This is a genomic window from Nocardia higoensis NBRC 100133, from assembly GCF_000308595.1.
Lineage (GTDB): Bacteria > Actinomycetota > Actinomycetes > Mycobacteriales > Mycobacteriaceae > Nocardia > Nocardia higoensis.
In genome coordinates this window covers 143,345-162,360 of the sequence record NZ_BAGA01000077.1, presented here as the reverse complement: position 1 = coordinate 162,360, position 19,016 = coordinate 143,345, and the positions used below count along the sequence as shown (strand labels likewise).

Below are 19,016 nucleotides of genomic sequence, written 5' to 3'. Positions count from 1 at the left end.
ATCCCATGCCCGACGTACTGGGCTGGCGCCGCAAGTTCGGCGTGCTGGCGCCTTCCACGAACACCGTGGTCGAACCGGATTTCGCCCGCATGGGCGTGCCGGGTGTGACCGCGCATTTCGGCCGCATCCACATTCGCGACCAGAACATGAACGACGACGCGGGTATGGGCAGGCTGCTCGACCAGATCCGCGCCGAGATGGCCGCGACCTGCGAGCGGATCATGACCTGCGAACCGGACTACATGGTCATGGGCATGTCCGCGGAGACCTTCTGGGAAGGCGTGGAGGGCAACAAGCGCTTCGTCGAGCAGATCCGTGGCCTCACCGGGCTCGAGGTCGCGACCGGGGCCGAGGCCTGCCGCCGCGCCCTGGAGATGTACGGCGCGAAGAAGATCGGGGTGGTGACGCCGTACCAGCCGGTCGGCGACGCCAATGTGGTGCGCTTCTTCGGCGAGCTCGGCTTCGAGGTCGCGCACATCGAGGGCCTGCGGTGCCCGACCGCGGTGTCGATCGCCCACGTCACCGAGAAGACCCTGCGCGCAGCGATCCTCGCGGTGGACGGCGACGAGATCGACGCCATCGTCCAGTGCGGCACGAACCTGTCGATGGTGCGCCTGGCGGACGAGGCCGAACGCTGGCTGGGCAAGCCGGTCATCGCGATCAACGCGGCCACCTGGTGGATGGCGCTGCGCGACAACGGCATCACCGACCGGGTCGAGGGTGCGGGCAGTCTGCTGCGGGACCACTGAGCCCGATCCGCCTGCCCCTCCGCCCGCAGGAGTTCTCGTTCGATTCACGTGGAGGTAGCGGTGGATGTCATCGTGGTCGGAGCCGGGCCGGGCGGGATCGCGTGCGCGATCAGCGCGGCCGCGGGCGGCGCGCGAGTGCTGTTGCTGGACAAGGCCGACGACATCGGCGGCGCACTGCCCTATTCCGGCGGCCATCTGTCGGCGGGCGGTTTCTCCGCGCAACGGGCCGCGGGGATCGACGACGATGTCGAGGCGCACTGGGCCGATGTGCGGCGGATCAGCCGCGGCGCCGGGCGCGAGGATCTGACGCTGCTGTCGCTGCGGGAACAGCCCGCGGCGCTGGAATGGCTGCTGGCGGCCGGGTTCGAGATCGATCCGGCCACGCCGAGGATCGTGCACGGCCACGAGCAGTACCGCACGCCACGCACCGTGCACGCGAAGCCGACACCCGGCGGTCCCGCGATTCTCGCGGTGCTGCGCCGGCTGCTGGAGCCGCATGTGGCCGGTGGCGCGGTCACGGTGCAGTGCGGGGTGCGGGTCAGCTCGCTGCTGTGCACCGGCGAGGCCGTCACCGGCGTCGAGGACACGACGGGCAGGCAGTGGCACGCGCCCGCCGTGGTGCTGGCCACCGGCGGGTTCGGTTACGACCCGGAGCTCTTCGCCGAATTGGAGGGCGCGCCGCTGACCACTTCCGCAGCACCCACCTCCACCGGCGACGGCCTGCGCCTGGGGCTGGCCGCGGGCGCCGGGCTGCAAGGCCTGGGCAAGTACCTTCCCACCTTCGGTGGCTTGCCACCCGAGGGCGACGACCTGCGGGTGGACTGGCTGCATCGGCCCCAGCTCGTCGCTCCGGAGCGCCCGCCGTGGGAGATCTATGTCGACCGGTTCGGCGCGCGCTGGGTGGCCGAGGACGAGCCGAGCATCGACCGCAAGGAGCGGGCGCTCACCGGCATCGACCGGATGACGTTCTGGATGGTCTTCGACGCGCGCGGTCTGCGCGAATCGCAGCCGATGGTGCACGGATGGAGTCCGGAGGAGCTGGACGCCGCGTGCGGGAAGCGCCGCGGCGTGCACCGGGCCGAGTCACTGCGAAAATTGGCGTGGGCCGCCGGGATCGATCCGGCGGGGCTGGCCGCCTCGGTGGCCCGCTACAACGACTTCGTGGCCCGTGGCGTCGACTCGGACTTCGGTCGCAGGCACCTGCCCGCGCCGATCGCGCGGGGACCGTTCTACGCGATCGAGAACCATCCGGTCACGCTCATCACCTTCGCCGGCCTGGATGTGGACACCGCGCTGCGGGTCCGCCGCACCGACGGCACGGTGATCGCGGGGCTGTACGCGGTGGGTGAGGTCATCGGCTCCGCGGCGGTGAACGGCAATGCGTTCTGCTCCGGCATGTGCCTGACCCCCGCCCTCGCGTTCGGTCGCATTCTCGGCCGGGCGCTCAGTGGCTGAACGCGAAGCCCGCCGCGCGCAGCCGGGCGGAGCTGACCGGCACCTCCGGCGTCTTGATCTCACCGCGGAAGGTCAACGGCGGCAGTCCCAGCTGCGCGCAGATCTCCCCGAACGCCTGCGCGTTGGTCGGTGGCACCTCGGCGTCGGGGATGGCGTTGTAGACCCCGGTCAAGCCGTTCTCCACGACGAAGGCCAGCGCGGCGGCGGCATCGCGGTAATCGATGCGGTAGAGCAGGGATTCGGCGGAGAACGGGACGGAACCGCCGAGGATCGTGTGCGCCATCTCGACCCGCGCCGGGTAGTCGATGTCGCGCGGGTGCCCGTACACGTCCGGGATGCGCAGCGCCGCGCCGCCGGGCGTCGCGATGACGGCGGCTTCGGCGGCGGCGAACTCGCGCGGCGAGGCGTCGTCGTCCTCGGTGAGCGGGGTGACCTCGGTGATCAGATCACCGGCGCCCGCACCGTACACCGAGATCGAGCCGGTGAACACCACGCGCGGGTGCAGCGCGGCGGCGGTGCGCGCGGTGGCGGTCAGGGTGTCGGCGTATTCGGCGACCCGCGCGGCGGCGTCGTAGGAGCGGGATATGCGGGGCGAGACCGTGAGAACCACGGCGTCGACCCCCGCCACCGCGCGGGCTACGGCGTCGCGGTCGCTGCCGCGCAGTACCGCGACCTCGGTGCAGACGGCGCTCAGTTCCTCGATGCGATCCGGCGAGGTGGTGGTGCCGACGACCTCGTGCCCCGCGCTCGTCCACCGTCGAGCCAGCTCCATGCCGACATTCCCGCAGCCGATGATCACGTAACGCATGGACAACCCTCATTCCGACCAGAAAGGAAACAGCGTATCCACTCTGACGCATCCGGTCGGCCCCCGCCAGTCGACATTCCATCGCCGACGACGCCCCGCATCGATGCCGACGAATATGCCGATTCCGTGTCACCACGGAAAACTCCCGCCGGAACAGGTGTGAGTTTCAGCTGCTCGCAGGGGATTCTGTCGCCCAGCTCCCATTGACAGCGCGGGCGCGGTGGTCGTTAATTGGCGCAGAGAAACACCATTCCGCTCAGGGAAACGGTGCACAGGTATTCGCAGGAGCGCACGATGAGTTTTCGACTACCGTCCCTGATAGCGGCCGGCGCGATAGCGGGCACGACATTCCTCGTCCCGGCCGCGGCGTACGCGGAGCCGGTCGTCCGCGCCGACCACACGATCGACATCCCCTGTCGCAGTTCGGTTCTGCACCAGTCCTCGGACTGGTTCATCCCCGTCGGCACACCCAAGGGCCTGATCTGGCTGCAGCACGGCTTCGCCCGCACCGACACCAACGTCGCCGCCCTGGCCACCCGCTTCGCCGAGGCGGGCTATCTGGTCTTCACCCCCGCCCTGCCGTTCATGGACCTGAACGGCTGCACGCTGCAGAACCTCACCGGCAACCAGGATTTCCTCGGCGGGGTGGCCGCGCTGCTCGCCGACGCGACCGACCCGGCGAGCACGCTGGGCGTGAGCCTGGCCGACGCGCTCGAGCGCTCCGGGCGCGCGCCGATGGCCATGCCGGAACAGCTGATCTTCCTCGGCCACTCGGCGGGCGCGGAAGCCGTCACCTACGTCGCGCACCGGATCCACACCGACCACCCCGCCACCTGGCCGAAGCTGCGCGGCCTGATCCTGCTGGATCCGGTGAAGTCGTTCGTGGACAACAACTCCGACGCCGCACTGGCCGCTCTCGACCGCACCGACCTGCCGATCCGGACGATCTCGGCCGCGCCGTCGTGGTGCAACAGCTTCGGCACCGGCACGACGGCGGTACAGACGCACCTGCACCGCCCGTTCCTCGGCGTGCGAATCCCCGGCGGCACGCACGTCGATGCCGAAGGGGCCAGTTCGGACCTCGTCGGCACCCTGGTGTGCGGCATGCCGCAGCAGGCCCACGTGTCCGTACTCGACGCCCTGGCTGTGGGCTGGGCCGACGACTACCTCACGGGCACCACCAGCGCCTCCCTGTATCCCGACGCCGCCGGACAGGTGGCCGCAGCGCCCGGCGCCGAGGTCATCCGCCCGCTCTGATCGGCCGGCATGCCCGCGCGGTGGACGCGAGCCGCGGTCCCGCGCCGATGAAACATTCGTGTTTCCACTCGTTTTCACACCTTGACACTTTCACTTCGCCACGGATTCAATACCCCATATGAGAAACTACGTTTCTCATAGCGAAACGCCGACTGGAGGCCTGGTGTCCGAGCAAACCACTGTCGCGCACTCCCCCGCTTCGGCCGCGCCGGACTCCGGCACCGCCCCCGCACGCCCCGGGATCCTGCTCGCCTGGTCGCTGGCCGCGTCCGCCGCGGTCACCGTCCCGGTAGGTGGCGGACAGATGGTGCTGATGGCCAAACCGATCGCCGGAACCATCGGCGTGCCGGGCGAAGTCATCGGTTACATCGCACTGACCGCGGCGCTGCTGGGGTGTCTCACCGCACTGGCCGTCCCCCGGCTGCTGCGGCTGACCTCGGCACGAGCGGGCGCGTGGGCGGCGCTGGGGGCGGGAGCCGCGCTCGTTCTCACCGGCGTCGCCGACGGGCCGATCCTGTTCTCGGTGGGCGCGTTGCTCGCCGGGGCGCTGATCGGCATCACCTACACCACCTGCCGGATCCGCTTCGCCGGACTCGGTGGCGGCGCCCGCACCGCGCGGCACGCCCTCACCTGGCTCGGCCTGCTCGCCGCGGCGATGCTGAGCCGGTCGTTCTATCCGGACCCCATGACGGGACTGCTGATCGCGGGCGTGGTGGCCACCGGGTTCGGCATCCTCGCGGTGCCGATCTCGGCGGGTCCGTGGCAGGAGCCGGTCACCGCGCCCGTAGCCGGCCCGGATCGGTGGGCGCTGTTCGGCTACGGCGCGGCCGGGTTCGCGACGGGCGCGGCCGTCACCTCCGCCATGTACGTGCTGTCGCACCGCTGGGAAGTGCTCGGCGCGGACCAGATGCCGCTGATCGGCGCGGCCGCGGCGGCCGCGCTGATCGTGGTCGTGCTGCCCCTGCGGCCGGCATCGATCCCGTTGCTCCTTGTCGTCGCCGCGGGCGGGTTGCTGCTCGTGGCGATCGCACCCGGATCCGCCTCCACGGCAGCGGGACTCGCGGTCACGGTGGCGGCGGCCGCGCGGACGGTGACCGATCTGGATCGCTCGACGGCCGCGACCGGCACGACTCGTTCGTCTGCCCGCGCGGTGTGCGTGGGCGGGCTCGGCGCCGTGGCCGGCTTCGCGACCGCCGAAGTCCTGCGGGAGGTGACGGCCGCGGGCACCGCGATCACCCTGACCGTGTTCCCGGTCCTGGCCCTCACCGCCGCGTGGACGATCCTCGCCGCGCGCCCCGCCACCTCATCGGAAGGAGACCACTCGTGACCGTCCCGGCACGCGGACTACTACGCCTCGCCCTGCCCGCCGCGGTGATCGGCGCGGGCGTTCTCGCCGCACCGATCACCGCGCACGCCGACGAGCCCACCGCCGTCCTGCACATCAGCGATACCAGTGATCTGCGGGAGGGGCAGCAGGTCACCGTCAGCGGCACCGGTTTCCGCCCCGGCCTCTCGGCCGTCGCGGTCGGCCTGTGCAAGCACGGCTTCACCAACGGGCTGACCGACTGCGATCTCGAAGGCGGCGCGACCTTCGTCAACATCGGCGCAGACGGCACCTTCGGCGAATTGACCATGGTCGCGCGGTCGCGATTCAGCACTATCGACTGCGCCCAGCAGCAATGCGTGATCGCGGCCGGCCCGCTGCCCGGCACCGAACCCGATGCGATCCGGCTGCCCAATTCGGTGTCCGTGCTCATCGGATTCGAGGGAACGCGGTTCGCCGGCGGCGTGGAGGAGCCGCCGGTCGCCGCGAACCCGGTCGCCGAGGACCTGTCCGGACCATCCGTGCCGCTGTGGTCCGCCACCGCGGTGCTGCTGTTGATCGTCGCGGGGCTGGCAGTCGTCCGACCCGCGGCCGTTGGAAAAACCCAGGAGGAAGAATGAAGTTCGTCAAATCCCGGCTAGGTGCTCTGACGGTGGTCGCAGGCGCCGCTGTCCTCGGCGCGACCGGAACCGCCTCGGCGGCCCCGTCGCTGTGGGTCAGCCAGACCAGCGGAGTGAGTGCCGGACAGACGGTGTCGGTGTCGCTGAGTGGCATCACCGCCGACCTGGGTTCGGTCGCGATCGGCCAATGCAAGTCGTCGGTGTCCTCGGTCGGCGACTGCAACCTCGCGGGCGGTCTGCTCGGTAAGGCCGACGGCGCGGGCAAGTGGGTGTCCAACAAGGGCACCAACGCCATCACGCTGGTCGGCAGTCTCGGCGGGGCGAACTGCGCCGCCGCTCCCGGCACCTGCTCCATGGTGGTCACCAGCCTGAACAACCCCTACAACATTCTGGCGACCGTCCCGCTCACCTTCGGATAGGCACAACATGACAGCAACGAGATTCCGCGTCGGCGCGGTCCTGGCACTGGCCGTGGGAGCGCTCGCGCTCGCCCCGGTCGCCAACGCCGAACCCACCCTGCAACTCGACTCGAAAGCCGTGAAAGCGGGTGATTCGGTCAAGGTCTCGCTGGAGGGACTCCCACCGAACCTGCCGATGGTCACCATCGGACAGTGCAAGGCGCAGGTCGTGGCCCCGACCGACTGCAGCCTGCCCACCGCCCTCATGGGCGCCGCCGATGCCGCGGGCGTCTGGCAGGCCAACGAAGGAAAGGACGCCATCACCCTGGCCGCGCAGATCGGCGGGGTCGACTGCGCGAGCGCCGCGGGCGCGTGCACCCTCGCGGTGACGAGCCTGACGAACCCGTCGAACATCATCACGTCGTTGCCGCTGGACTTCGCCGCCGCCGCGGAGGAGCCGGTCGCGGCCCCGGAAGCGGCTGCCGAGGAGGACGACTCCGGCAATACGGCACTGATCGTCGGCGCGGCGGTCGTTGTTGTCGTGGTGATCGCGGCCGGCGCGACAGTGCTGGTGCGCAGGCGCTCGAGCTGACGGAAAGCCTCCGCTCGAGCCGTGAGAAAGATCGGATCCCCGAGGTGCTCCTACCGCCTCGGGGATTCGTTCTGCAGTTTACCGGTATACGGACAGCGTGCGGGGCGGCCCTGTTCCGACCCGGGCCGCACGAGCGATCATCAGTCCGCTCCACGCGATTTCGCCGTCGCGGCAAGGTATTCCAGCGCGCGCGCCAGATCCCACACCTCACCCATCTTCTGGCTGATATCGAACAGGTTCGCCGCGTGGACCACCGGATCGCGATCGCCGACGGCATCGGCGACGACGATCGGAACGAACCCGTGCTGCATGGTGTCCAGCGCGGTCGCACGGACGCACCCGCTCGTGGACAGCCCGGCGATCAGCACGGTGTCGATGCCCGCGGCGCTCAGATACGAAGCCAGCGTGGTGCCGAAGTACGCGCTCGGATACTTCTTGGTCAGCCGCAGCTCGTCCGCCGCGGGCGCGAGACCGTCGATGAATTCGGCGAACGGACTGCCCTCGCAGAATGCGCGCAGGCTGGGCGCCTTACGGAAGAACACCCCCGCGTCCGCACCGTCGGCGCGCAGCCTGACCTCGGTCACCACGACCGGGAAGCCCGCCGCGCGCACCGCCTCGAGCAGGGTGCGCATCGCCTCGACGGAATCCTCGACACCGGCGTAGAGCGAGCATTCGGGGTCGATGTAGGCCCGGGCCGGGTCGACGAGGACGAGCGCGGGGCGCGATCCCGGTTCGAGCGCGCCGCCGAAGCCGGCGTGCGCGTAGTCGGCGGCGAGGACTTCCCCGGGTGTCGGTTCGGCCGCCGAATCCACTGCTACGGGGGAACTCACGGCATCGTCGTCGGACATGGTCAGGTCGTCCCTTTCGCTCGATGCTCTTTCGTCACCGATCGCGCCCGTGACGCGCGATCACGCCCGGTGCCGGTGCAGGTAGGTGCCCCGCGGGTCGCCGGTCACCCGGCCGTTCTCGCAGATCCGGTGCCCGCGCAGGAAGACGTCGGTGACCCGCGCGCTCATATCGAAACCCTCGAACGGGGTGTATTCCTGTGCGGATTCGGAATCGGCGGCGCGCACGGTCCACTGCGCGTCCGGATCGACGAGCGCGATATCGGCATCGAAGCCGACAGTGATATCGCCCTTGCCGGTCAATCCGTAGCGCCGCGCCGGATTCCACGAGGTGAGTTCGGCTATCCGCGACAGCGCCAGACCGCGCTTCATTCCCTCGCCCACCAGGCCGGGCAGCAGGTATTCCGCGCCGCCGAAGCCGGACTTCGCGGCGAACACGTCGTCGCGGTCGTCGCCGAACTTCTGTTCGTCGCGGCAGCACGCGTGATCGCTGACCACCCAGTCGATCTCGCCCGCGAGCAGGTGCCGCCACAAGGCCTCGACGTCGTCGCGCTCGCGCAGCGGCGGGTTGACCTTGCCGCCGATTCCGTGCGCGGTGTCCACGTCGGCGAGCAGGTGACCGATGGTCACCTCGCGCCGGAAGTCCACCGTGGGGAAGGTCGAGGCCATCCGCAGCGCCGCGTCGACCGCCTTCGCCGAGGACAGGTGCAGCAGATTGATGCAGGCGAGCCCGGTTTCGTGGGCGAGATAGGCGGCCATGGTGATGGCCAGGCCCTCCGAGTGCGGCGGGCGCGAGGCGCTGTAGGCGCGCAGCCCGGTGAGCGTCCCCTCGCGTTCGACCATCTCGGTGTAGGCGGCCATGATCTCGGCGGTCTCGCAGTGCAGCGAGAGCGAGATCTTCTCCCCGTAGCGAGCGCGGGCGTCGGTCAGCGCGCGCATGACGAATTCGAAATGGGCCAGGTCGTAGCGCTCGCTCGGGCCGATCATGAGGAAGTCGGCCTGGTCGTCGGAGCGACCGTGCAGCCCGTGGCCGCCGTAGAACATGAAGATCTTGAACGAGGTGACGCCGAAATCCTCCACGAGAGTGGGAATCTCGGCGATGTGCTCGGCGGTCATCGGGGCCAGGTGCAGCGCGTGATCGACGAAGGACCGCCCGGCCATGGCGTCGAGGGCCAGCGGGACGAAATCCCGGTACGGCCCGCCCCGGTTCAGGTAGTAGCGGCCGGTCCGCATATAGGTCAGCGAGGTGGTGACCCCGCCCTGCGCGCACGCCCGGCTCTCGCTGTCGGTGTCCTCGGCCAGGCCACGGTAGATGCCCCAGTGCTGGTGGCCGTCGACCACCCCGGGGAAGGCGAGCAACCCCTGGGCGTCCACGACGCGCCCGGCTCCCGCCACCGGCAGATCCGCGCCGACGGCACTGATCCTGCCGTCGGTGACCGCGATGTCCAGCGGCGGCGGAATATCGAGGGTGTCCTGTCCGGGACGCACCACGCGAGCATTCCGGATCAACAGATCGATCGGCGACACCTTGGCACTCCGTTTCTCTACGCGAAACGATATGTTCGCATCACGATGGTTTCAGCCGAATCGACTGTTGGTCAAGGCTGATATGTCAATGCCTTGTTTCGCTTAGGGAAACTCACTCCGATCCCGGAACAGCCGGAGAGAATCGGGCGGCGCCGCACACCGTGGCGCCGCCCGTCGGCGGATCGGATCACTGATAGCTGGGATCGACCCACGGACCGATCGAGCGGGACCGGACCGGCTGGACGTAGGTGGGTGCCATGGTCTCCGGGTAGCCCTCGCCCCAGTTGGTGGGATCGCCGGTCATGACGACGCGAGAGTTGTCGGTGTACCAGTCGACGAGATCGGCATCCGAGCGCAGCAACCAGGTGCAGCCCTGCTCGGCGTCGGCGGTGAAGTCGCCGTGCCGGATCAGCGGGGGACGCCAGAAGTAGGCGCCCGGCCACATCTTTCCGTAGTTGTAGTCGAATCCGCCGTCGAGGCAGTACGCCTCCTCGCTGCAGGGGTGATGCGCCAGCGGCACTTCCCGCCAGCCCGGCTTGGCCTTGATCAGTCGGGTGTAGAAGCCGGTGGTCACGTCGCGGTGCAGCAGTTTGATGTAAAGGCCGGGCACCGGCGTGCCGCCCAGATCGAAGCGCATCGGGCTGCCGTCCTTGACGTCGATCCACGGCATCTCGGAGGTGTTCAGGACGATCAGCTTCTGATCGGGACGAACGGTGTCCCGACTGGAGTCCGATGGCTCGAACTGCCACGCGGCTCCTTCACGGAACAGCAGGATCTCGGTGCCCTCGGCCACCTCGACAGCCGGAGTCAGCACGCCGATCGGCGCGTGCCAGTACCCCTCCGCGCCGAGCTCGGTGTCACCGATCTTCACGCTGCCCGAGAGCACGTACCACTCGGTCTCGGCGTGGTGCACGCCCGCGGGCCGCGACCAGTCGCTGGTGAATCGCACCTTCAGTGACGCCGATCCGTCTTCCTCGTCGTAGCTGAGGTTGCGCTGCTCGGCGGTGCCCGTCGCGTGCTGGAATTCGGCAAAGTGCCAGATCAGATCTTTTTCGTCGACGATTTCGACATGAGGTCGCATGGCGGTCTCCCCGGGATGGCTGCGGCTTTCCGCTACAGAACGTAGCAATTAATAATTTCGAAGACAAGATGTATCGTCAATTCCGTGACCAGACCAGGACGACCCGCCGGACCTGCCGCCGACACCGAGGAAATCGTGCTCACCGCCGCGCTCGATCTCCTCCTCACCGAGGGCGCCACCGCCCTGACCCCCGCGCGGCTGCACTCCGTCACCGGGGTGGCCCGCTCCACGGTCTACCGCCACTGGCCCACCCCCCGCGACGTCCTGGCCGCGCTCATCGCCGTCGCGCCGAATCCGCCCGCCCAGCCCAGCGGCGACCTCGCCGCCGATCTGCACGCCGAAGTGGACCTGCTGTGTGATCGATTGCGCGACAAGCCCGTCGGCGCATTCCTGCGCGCGCTGGTCACCGCCTCGGCCACGGACCCGACCTGCACCGAACTGCGCCTGCGCTACGTCGAGGATCTGCTGACGCCCTTCCACGCCGCCTTCCACGCGCACGGCACCAGCGACAAGCCCTATATCGAGGAAGCGGCCATGACGATCGTCTCGCCGCTGCTGGTCGACGCGCTGTTGCTCGACCACGCGGTCGACCGCGACCGGGCCCACCGCGCGGTCGACCAGGTCCTCGCCCGGACCCACCACATCGAGGAGAACGCCCCGTGACCAATGTCGTCGGCCCCCGCGCCGTCTTCGGAGTCATCGTCCCCAGCACCAATACCGTTGTCGAGCACGACTATTGGCGCGCCGGCCTGCCCGGCATCAGCTACCGCGCCGGCTCCATGTACATCCCGAACCCGGTGATGGGCGACGACGAGGGCTTCCAGGCCCTGCTCGGCCAGATCCGCGCCTCCATCGACAGCGCCGTGCGCGATGTGCTCACCGCCGAACCCGACCGCATGGTCATGGGCATGTCCGCCGAGACCTTCTGGGGCGGTGTGGCAGGCAACGCCGCCTTCGAGCAACGCCTGCGCGAGCGCACCGGCCTGCCGGTCACCACCGGCGCCTCGGCCTGCCGCGCCGCCCTGCACGCACTCGGCTGCCGCCGCATCGCGGTCTTCTCCCCCTATCAGCCCATCGCCGACAAGGAGGTGGCCCGCTTCTTCACCGAAGCCGGCTTCGAGGTCACCGCCATCACCGGCCTGCGCTGCCCCACCGCCCAGCAGATCGCCCGCGAAACCCCCGAACGCATCCGCGGGACGGTCGCCGAAATCGACAGCGCCGCAGCCGAAGCCATCGTGCAGGTGGGCACGAACCTCTCCTTCGTCGCCCAGGCCGACGCGCTCGAGGCCGAACTCGGCAAGCCGGTCGTCGCCATCAACGCCGCGACGCTGTGGCATGCGCTGCGCGAGCACGGTTTCGACGATCGGGTCGAGGGTGCGGGCAGTCTGCTCCGGGAGCACTGAGCCGGGCCGGTCGCTATCGCGCCGCCGCCTCGCGCGCCACGAGCAGTTCGTCGCGGAAGGTGCGGCCGGGGCCGTCGTAATCCTCATGAAAGACGCCGCGGCGCTGTAGTTCCGGCACGACATGATCGACGAACAGGTCCAGCCCGTGCGGAAGGATCGGCGGCTGAATGCTGAAGCCGTCGACCGCGCCCCGATCGAACCAGTCGACGATGGAGTCGGCGATCTGCTCGGGTGTGCCGATCACCACCTGGTGGCCGCGGCTCGTACCGAACTCCTTCTGCAGCTTGCGCAACGTGTTCTGGCCGTTGTCGATGAGGTTGCGCAGCACGTGGTAGCGCCCCTGCTGGCCCTGGAAGCCCTCCGCGGGCAGGGCGGGCAGCACGTCGTCGTAGCCGTAGCCGCTCAGATCCAGACCGGTGAATGTGGTGATCTGCTGTGCGACCTGGGCAGGCAGCACGAGTTCCTCGAGATCCTCGTACAGCTTCTTCGCCTCGGCCTCGGTCGAGCCGATGAACGGCCACAGGCCGGGCAGCACACTCACCTCGTCGGGCGAGCGACCGGCTCGGCCCGCCGACGCGCGTAACCGGTCGCGGAACGACTTCGCCTCGTCGAAGGTCTGCTGAACGGTGAACACGACTTCGGCGAAGCGGCCCGCGAACTCGATGCCCGCCGGGGAGCGTCCGGCCTGCACGATCACCGGTTTGCCCTGCGGGGATCGGGGCAGGTCCAAGGGACCGCCGAAGGAGTATCCGCCGAAGCGGGCCGGTTCGGTGTCGATCCGTGCCAGATCCAGATACCGGCCCGATTCCCGGTCACGGACCACCGCGTCGGGCTCCCAGGTCCCGAGCAGATGAGTGATCGCCTCGAGAAAGTCGGCGGCGTCGCGGTAGCGGTCGTCGTGCGCGGGCATGGCTTCCCGGCCGAAGTTGTGCGCCTCGCGGTCGGCGGTCGAGGTCACCACGTTCCAGCCGAACCGGCCGCCGCTGAAGTGGTCGAGCGTATTGATCAATCGGGCGAGGTGATACGGCGGATAGAAGGCGGTGGACACTGTCGCGACCAGGCCGATCCGCTCGGTGTGCTGGGACAGGGCGGCCAGCGTCACCAGTGGTTCGAGATTGCTCGGGCCGTTCAGCGCGACGTTCGGCGACAGGGCGAGGGTGTCGGCGAGGAAGAAGGAGTGCAGTTTGCCGCGCTCGGCGATCTTCACCAGTTCGATGTAGTGCTCGGGGGTCAGTTCCGCCGGGCCCGCCGGCGCGTCCGGATGCCGCCAGGAAGCCGCGTGATGTCCCGCTCCCATGACGAATGCGCTGAGAATGAGACCTGATCGGTGTGCCACTTCTCCACCTCGTCGTCGTGTACTCATGTGCTTCACGCGAACTTCGGCACGGAGTCGAGCAGCTCGCGGGTGTAGTCGTGACGCGGTGCGTCGAAAACCTCGGTGACATCGCCTTCCTCGACGATGCGGCCGTTCTTCATCACCACCAGGCGATCGGAGATCTGGTGGACCACACCGAGGTCGTGGCTGACGAACAGGATGGTCGTGCGATGTTCGGCGCGCAGCTCCTGCAACAGGTCCAGGATCTGCGCCTGCACCGAGACGTCGAGCGCGGAGACGGGTTCGTCGCAGACCACGATGCGCGGTGTCGGCGCGAGCGCCCGTGCGATGGCCACGCGCTGGCGCTGACCACCGGACAACCGCAGCGGCTGCCGATCGAGGATCGAGACCGGCAGGTGCACCCAGTCGAGGACCTCGCGGATCCGGCGCTTGCGGGCGAGTGCGTCCGGGTAGGACCGCAGCAGGGATTCGGCAACGATCTGTTCGACCGTGTAGCGGGGGTCGAAGGAGCTCAATGTGTCCTGCGGCACCAGTTGCGCCTGCTCGCGGCGGGAGCGGCGTTCGCGTTCCCGCAGTGAGCTCCAGGGTTTGCCGTCGAGCCGGATCTCCCCGGCGGTCGGTGTGAGCAGACCGAGGACCGCCTTCACGGTGGTCGACTTGCCCGAACCGGATTCGCCGACAATGCCGAGAGTTTCGCCGCGCCGCGCCACGAAGCTCACGTCGTCCACGGCGGTGATCACCTTACGGCCCCTGCCCGGCCGACCGTAGATCTTCGTCAGGTGGGAGACCTCGAGGGTGAGCTCCTCGGCGTCCACGACATGTTCGGGAGCCCGCTCACGCACGATCGCGCCGCCTGCCCGGCCGGCTCGTTCCTCGACCGAGGCGAGCTTGAACCCGCGGGATTGTCTGGTGGGAATGGCGGCGATCAACTTGCGGGTGTACGGATGCTCCGGATGTTTCAGCACCTGCGAGGTCGGACCCGACTCCACCACCACCCCGTCACGCAGGACCAGCACGCGATCGGCGATGCCCGAGACGACGGCGAGGTCGTGGCTGACCAGGAACAGTCCCGCCCCCTCGGCCAGCCGCTTGCGCAGCACCGCGAGCACCTGCTGCTGCACAGTCACATCGAGGGCGGTGGTCGGCTCGTCGGCGACGATCACCTCGGCATCGGCGGCGATCGCCGAGGCGATGAGAGCGCGCTGACGCTGCCCGCCCGACAGTTCGTGGGCGGATTGACGCAGCCGCCGGGACGCGTCGGCGATGCCGACCGATCCGAGCAGCGCTTCGACCTTCTCGCGTCGGCTCTTCCTGGTGCCGATCCGATGCGCCACCAGCGATTCCGATACCTCGTTCTCGATCGTGCGCAGCGGGTCCAGGCTGACCAGCGCGTCCTGCAGGACGAGCCCTACCTGCCGCCCGCGCACGGATTGCCATGCTCGCGTATCGAATCCGAGGACATCGCGCCCGCCGATCAGGAAGGTGTCGGCATCGACCTTCGACCCGGGCCCGACGAGACCGACGAGGCTGCGCGCCGTGAGACTCTTGCCGGAACCGGACTCCCCCACCAGCGCGACGCATTCGCCCGCGTCCAGGGTGAAGCTCAGCCCCGACGACACGATCGGTGGCGCCGAGCCGAAGGCGATCCGCAGATTGTCGACCTCGAGCAGGCGTTTTCCGGTCACCGGACTCTCCGTTCGAATCGCGCCTGCGCATACCGGCCGAGTACGACGAACGACGCCACGGTCAGCACCAGTGCCAGGCCAGGGAACACACTCGCCCACCAGGCGACGCGCAGTACATCACGGGATTCGGCCAGCATGATGCCCCATTCGGGCGTCGGCGGCTGCGGTCCCATCTTCAGGAAGCTCAGGCCGGAGACCGCGAGGATGGACGCGCCCAGATCCATCGCGGCCACCAGGCCGATCGAGCCGATGACGTTCGGGAGGACGTGGCGCACGATATTGCGCAACTTCGAGTGTCCGAAGGTGACCGCGTTGACCACATAGTCCGAGTTGCTCACCTGCAGCGTGCGGGCGCGGATGATGCGACCGAACTTCGGCACGCTCGACAGGCCGATCGCCAGCGCGATGCCGGTGACTCCGCGACCCCAGAGCACCGCGATGAGCAAGGCGAGCAGCACACCGGGGAAGGCCGAGAGCAGGTCGAACAGACGGCCGGTGATCTCGTTGACGATCCGGTTGGACAGACCCGCGATCAAGCCGAGCACCGCACCGAGGAACACGCCGATCGCCAGCGCCGCCACCGCGATGCCGATGGACCATCGGGCGCCGTGCAGGATCCGGGAGTAGATATCGCGACCGAGTTGGTCACTGCCGAGCAGGAATCCCTCGCCCGGTGCGTGCAGTGCTGTCGCAGGGCTGGTCGCCGTCGGGTCGGTCGCACCGAGCAGTTCGGGTGCGAGGATGGCGAGCAACACCAGCGACAGGTACAGCAGGGCGGCGATCACCGGGATCGGCAGCCGTAGCCGGATCTTTCTCGTGGTCTTCTCCCGCGTCTCGGGGAGGACCACTTCGGCTTCCGGAGCCGCGGAGATATCGACTGTCATCGAGCTGCCTTCAATCTCGGATCGATGAACGCGTAGGAGATGTCCACGATCGTCGAGACGACCACGTAGATCGCCGCGACGATCAGCACGATCGCCAGCACCACCGGCACGTCTTTGGCCATGACCGCCTGCAGGGCGATGGTGCCCAATCCCGGCCGTCCGAACACGGTTTCGGTGATCACCGCGCCACCGAGCAGGTGCGCCACCAGCCAGCCGGCCAGGGTGACCGCGGGCACCAGGCCGTGCCGCAGCGCGTGACGCAACCGCAGCCGTGACTCGCTGATACCGCGTGCGAGCGCGGTCACGGCGAACGGCTGCTCCAGCGCCCGTTCCATCGCGTCGCGCAGCACCGGCGTCAGCAATCCGAAGGTCGGCAGCGCCAGCGTGATCGCGGGCAACACCAGCGCGGAGAGGTCCTTCGCGCCCGAGACCGGAAAGAGCTTCAGATTGAAGGAGAAGACCAGCAGCAACAACAGGCCGAACCAGAACACCGGGACGGAGTTGGCGACGATCTCGATCCCCGAGAAGATCGAGCGCACGAAACGATTGCGCCCCGAGGTGAACACCGCGACCAGGATCGCGCCGCCGATCGCCAGAAGGCCTGCGGCGACCGCCAATTGGATGGTCGAGCCGATCTGCGCGGAGATCAGGTCGGTGACGTCCTGGCGCTTCACGTAGGAGCGCCCGAGGTCGCCTTCCAGCAGGCGCCCCAGGTAGGCGAAGTACTGCTCGGCAACGGGCTTGTCCAGTCCCCAGTCCGCGCGGATCGTCTCCCGGAGCCCGGGATAGTCGACATCACCGGCCATGATGTCCTCGATCTCGCCCGGGATGAACTGGAGCGCGACGAATGTCGCGGTGAACGCGGCCCACAGCACCACGACCGAGCCGACGAGGCGGCCGATGATCGTGTTGCGCAGGGCCGTGTTCTGCCGGCTCCCGGGCGGTGCCTGTGCGCTGTCCTTGCCGAACGCCGGCTCGGGGGTCACGCCGTCCGCGACCGCGATCGACTCCGCTGTGCCGGTCATCAGCCGATCCAGACGCCGTGGAAGCTGCCGACGGTCAGCGAATCGGGTTCGAAACCGATGCCGTGCACCCGCGAGGACGTCGCGATCTGGAACGCGCCCGAGCTGAGCGGCACGAACAGCGCGTGCTCGAGCACCATCTTGCGCTGGACCTCGTGGATCAACGCGATGCGCTGCTGCTCGTCGAGCGTGCCGACCGCCCGCAACGCCAGTGTGTTCACGTCCACCACCTCGGCGGGCTTCTGCGCGGCGTACTTGTAGAGCCAGTCGTGGATGTAGGTGGTGACATTGTTGGCCAGGTCGGCGCCGGTCCAGATGTTCGGGTAGATCCCGTAATTGCCGCTGTAGAGCCGCGAGTAGAACGTGCCCGAATCCGGGGTGTCCAGAAGCAGTTCGAGGCCGATGTTCTTCTTCAGCTCCGCCTGGATGGACTGGATGAGAATGTCGCGCTGGTCGCGGACGGCTTCGGCGATGTACTGGGCCGAGACGGTCAGACGCTTGCCGTCCTTGACGCGATAGCCGTCGCCGTCGCGCTGTGTCCAGCCCGCTTCGTCGAGGAGCTTGTTCGCTTCGTCGATCTTGTTGCCCCACTGACCGACCAGGCTCGGGTCGTAGTACGGGCTGTCGGCACCCGCCCAGCTCCAGTTCCGTGAGACGTGTCCCTGGTAGAGGCTCGACACGACGGCATCGACGTCGAAACCGTCACGCAGGGCCTTGCGCACCCGGATGTCGTCGGTCGGGAACCGGCCCGCGTTGAGGTTGAAGCCGAACGAGGTGCTGGTGTCGTAGCCGACCAGGTACTCGAAGCCCTCGGTGTCCTCGAACAACGGGACGTCATAGGACTGGACGCTGTCGATGATGTCGACCTGATCGGACTGCAGCGCACCGGTGCGCGCGGACGTCTCGGGCAGGAAGGTGAACACGACCTCGTCGAGGTAGGCCGGTCCCTGGTGGTCGGCGGATTCCGGCGCCCAGTTGTAGGCCTGGTTCTTCACCAGGGTCACGTCCTGGCCGGGGTTGTACTGCTCGATGGTGAACGGCCCGGTGCCGATGAGGTTCGCGGTGTCCTTGCAGAGCTTGTCCTTCAGCGGCAGCACCGAAGGGGCGAGGAATCCGGCGCGCACACTCGACAGCGATCGCAGCAATCCCGAATCCACCTTGGACAGCTGGAATTCCACGGTGTGCGGGTCGATGACGTTCACCTGCCGGATGCTGGTGATCACCTTGGCGGCATTGGTGGCATTGGCGGGATCGAGGATGAAGTCGTAATTGGCCTTCACCGCGGCCGCGTCGAAGACCTCACCGTTGCTGAAAGTGACGTCCTTGCGCAGGGTGAAGGTATAGGTCAGCTGATCCTCGGAGATCCGGTAGCTCTCGGCCAGCCACGGCGCGAAGGTGCCGTCCGGCTTCCAGTACAGCAGCGAGTCGATGACATTGCGCGCGACCGTGTAGTTCATGATCGTGCCGGTGTAGTGCGGGTCGAAGCACGGTGGGTCCAGCGACAGGCCGAAACGGGCGGTCCCTCCGCTCACCGGTTCGCTGTTCTCGCCCGCTGCTCCGCCACCGGAGGAGCATCCTCCCAGCGCCAGGGCCACCACGGCGATACACGCCGCGCCTGCTCGCAGCACGGCTTTCGATTGCTTCATGACGCTCCACGTTCTGATCTGCGCTGCCGCGGCGGGTGCAGCCGACTCCGCCGTCCTCGGTCGCCGAGGTGACGGCCCTCATCCTGACAACCGGCGGTGCGCAGGCAAACCGTTTGCCTCGATGAGAATCCAACCCTTCGGTCGGTTCATTTCGAGGGTTCGACGCGGCCTCTCAGAGCGGGTCAGGCGTGGGCGGCGAGGTGGTTCCGCCGGTCGTCGAGCAGCTTGCCCGCGATGCTGCCGAGGGCTTGGTCGAGCAGCGCCCGATCGGCGGGGTCGGCGAAGGTCCAGTCCTCGAGCTGGTCGTCGAGCCAGCCTCGCCAGACCTTGCGGAAGCGGTCGACCAGGCTCATCGGCAGCATGGGTTCGGCGGCCCGCGACTCC

Annotated in this window: 18 protein-coding genes; 9 read left to right on the top strand and 9 right to left on the bottom strand. The window is 68.6% G+C overall.

Annotated features, from left to right (window positions below):
* The first annotated feature begins 5 nt into the window (after positions 1 to 5).
* Positions 6 to 749 carry a maleate cis-trans isomerase family protein gene (locus tag ON26_RS13190; RefSeq protein WP_040796360.1) on the top strand — a complete coding sequence of 248 codons (744 nt, stop codon included), beginning with the start codon at positions 6 to 8 and terminating at the stop codon, positions 747 to 749.
* A gap of 60 nt (positions 750 to 809) precedes the next feature.
* Entirely contained in the window at positions 810 to 2,204 is a 1,395-nt protein-coding gene (locus ON26_RS13185) for an FAD-dependent oxidoreductase (protein WP_040796359.1), read from the top strand.
* Here the strand turns inward: ON26_RS13185 and ON26_RS13180 are convergent.
* The gene (locus tag ON26_RS13180; protein ID WP_040796358.1) at positions 2,194 to 3,012 is read right to left on the bottom strand and encodes an NAD-binding protein; all 819 of its coding nucleotides are present in this window, start codon (positions 3,010 to 3,012) and stop codon (positions 2,194 to 2,196) included. The genes ON26_RS13185 and ON26_RS13180 overlap by 11 nt on opposite strands.
* 294 nt (positions 3,013 to 3,306) lie before the next feature.
* Here ON26_RS13180 and ON26_RS31625 point away from each other — a divergent pair, with 294 nt between their 5' ends.
* The 5 genes from ON26_RS31625 (at position 3,307) to ON26_RS13155 (ending at position 7,203) form a co-directional block, all read left to right on the top strand.
* A complete protein-coding gene (locus tag ON26_RS31625; RefSeq protein WP_051027019.1) occupies positions 3,307 to 4,269 on the top strand; it encodes an alpha/beta fold hydrolase in 963 nt (320 codons plus the stop codon).
* A gap of 163 nt (positions 4,270 to 4,432) precedes the next feature.
* Positions 4,433 to 5,596, top strand: coding sequence for a hypothetical protein (locus ON26_RS33350; RefSeq protein ID WP_040796357.1), 1,164 nt, complete (start codon positions 4,433 to 4,435; stop codon positions 5,594 to 5,596).
* Positions 5,593 to 6,213 (top strand): neocarzinostatin apoprotein domain-containing protein, encoded by a 621-nt coding sequence (locus tag ON26_RS33345; RefSeq protein WP_040796356.1) that lies wholly within the window; start codon positions 5,593 to 5,595, stop codon positions 6,211 to 6,213. The genes ON26_RS33350 and ON26_RS33345 overlap by 4 nt, the downstream gene beginning before the upstream one ends.
* A complete protein-coding gene (locus ON26_RS33340; RefSeq protein WP_040796355.1) occupies positions 6,210 to 6,632 on the top strand; it encodes a neocarzinostatin apoprotein domain-containing protein in 423 nt (140 codons plus the stop codon). The genes ON26_RS33345 and ON26_RS33340 overlap by 4 nt, the downstream gene beginning before the upstream one ends.
* A 7-nt stretch (positions 6,633 to 6,639) precedes the next feature.
* Positions 6,640 to 7,203, top strand: a complete 564-nt coding sequence (locus ON26_RS13155; protein ID WP_040796354.1) for a neocarzinostatin apoprotein domain-containing protein — start codon at positions 6,640 to 6,642, stop codon at positions 7,201 to 7,203.
* Between the two features lie 140 nt (positions 7,204 to 7,343).
* On the opposite strand, the gene ON26_RS13150 is transcribed toward ON26_RS13155, so the two are convergent.
* The 3 genes from ON26_RS13150 to ON26_RS13140 form a co-directional block, all read right to left on the bottom strand.
* On the bottom strand, positions 7,344 to 8,051 hold the full coding sequence (locus ON26_RS13150) for an isochorismatase family protein (RefSeq protein WP_083884048.1): 708 nt from the start codon (positions 8,049 to 8,051) through the stop codon (positions 7,344 to 7,346).
* A gap of 60 nt (positions 8,052 to 8,111) precedes the next feature.
* The gene (locus ON26_RS13145; RefSeq protein WP_040796353.1) at positions 8,112 to 9,575 is read right to left on the bottom strand and encodes a dihydroorotase; all 1,464 of its coding nucleotides are present in this window, start codon (positions 9,573 to 9,575) and stop codon (positions 8,112 to 8,114) included.
* A 187-nt stretch (positions 9,576 to 9,762) separates the two neighbouring features.
* Entirely contained in the window at positions 9,763 to 10,656 is an 894-nt protein-coding gene (locus ON26_RS13140) for a DUF4437 domain-containing protein (RefSeq protein WP_040796352.1), read from the bottom strand.
* Between the two features lie 84 nt (positions 10,657 to 10,740).
* On the opposite strand from ON26_RS13140, the gene ON26_RS13135 reads away from it, so the two are divergent.
* Both ON26_RS13135 and ON26_RS13130 read left to right on the top strand, forming a co-directional pair.
* Entirely contained in the window at positions 10,741 to 11,319 is a 579-nt protein-coding gene (locus ON26_RS13135; RefSeq protein WP_040796351.1) for a TetR-like C-terminal domain-containing protein, read from the top strand.
* Positions 11,316 to 12,059 carry a maleate cis-trans isomerase family protein gene (locus tag ON26_RS13130; RefSeq protein WP_040796350.1) on the top strand — a complete coding sequence of 248 codons (744 nt, stop codon included), beginning with the start codon at positions 11,316 to 11,318 and terminating at the stop codon, positions 12,057 to 12,059. The genes ON26_RS13135 and ON26_RS13130 overlap by 4 nt, the downstream gene beginning before the upstream one ends.
* A 13-nt stretch (positions 12,060 to 12,072) precedes the next feature.
* Here the strand turns inward: ON26_RS13130 and ON26_RS13125 are convergent, their stop codons facing one another.
* Genes ON26_RS13125 through ON26_RS13105 form a run of 5 tightly spaced genes read right to left on the bottom strand, consistent with a single transcriptional unit; the run spans position 12,073 to position 18,632 of the window.
* On the bottom strand, positions 12,073 to 13,395 hold the full coding sequence (locus ON26_RS13125) for an NtaA/DmoA family FMN-dependent monooxygenase (RefSeq protein ID WP_218000575.1): 1,323 nt from the start codon (positions 13,393 to 13,395) through the stop codon (positions 12,073 to 12,075).
* Positions 13,396 to 13,427: 32 nt separating this feature from the next.
* The gene (locus ON26_RS13120) at positions 13,428 to 15,080 is read right to left on the bottom strand and encodes a dipeptide ABC transporter ATP-binding protein (protein ID WP_051027017.1); all 1,653 of its coding nucleotides are present in this window, start codon (positions 15,078 to 15,080) and stop codon (positions 13,428 to 13,430) included.
* The gene (locus tag ON26_RS13115; protein WP_218000573.1) at positions 15,077 to 15,964 is read right to left on the bottom strand and encodes an ABC transporter permease; all 888 of its coding nucleotides are present in this window, start codon (positions 15,962 to 15,964) and stop codon (positions 15,077 to 15,079) included. Before ON26_RS13115 ends, ON26_RS13120 begins: the two co-directional genes overlap by 4 nt.
* Positions 15,961 to 16,989: an ABC transporter permease gene (locus ON26_RS13110; protein WP_083884047.1), complete on the bottom strand. Its 1,029-nt coding sequence runs from the start codon at positions 16,987 to 16,989 to the stop codon at positions 15,961 to 15,963. Before ON26_RS13110 ends, ON26_RS13115 begins: the two co-directional genes overlap by 4 nt.
* Positions 16,989 to 18,632, bottom strand: a complete 1,644-nt coding sequence (locus ON26_RS13105; protein WP_040796349.1) for an ABC transporter substrate-binding protein — start codon at positions 18,630 to 18,632, stop codon at positions 16,989 to 16,991. The genes ON26_RS13110 and ON26_RS13105 overlap by 1 nt, the downstream gene beginning before the upstream one ends.
* Positions 18,633 to 19,016 lie beyond the last annotated feature (384 nt).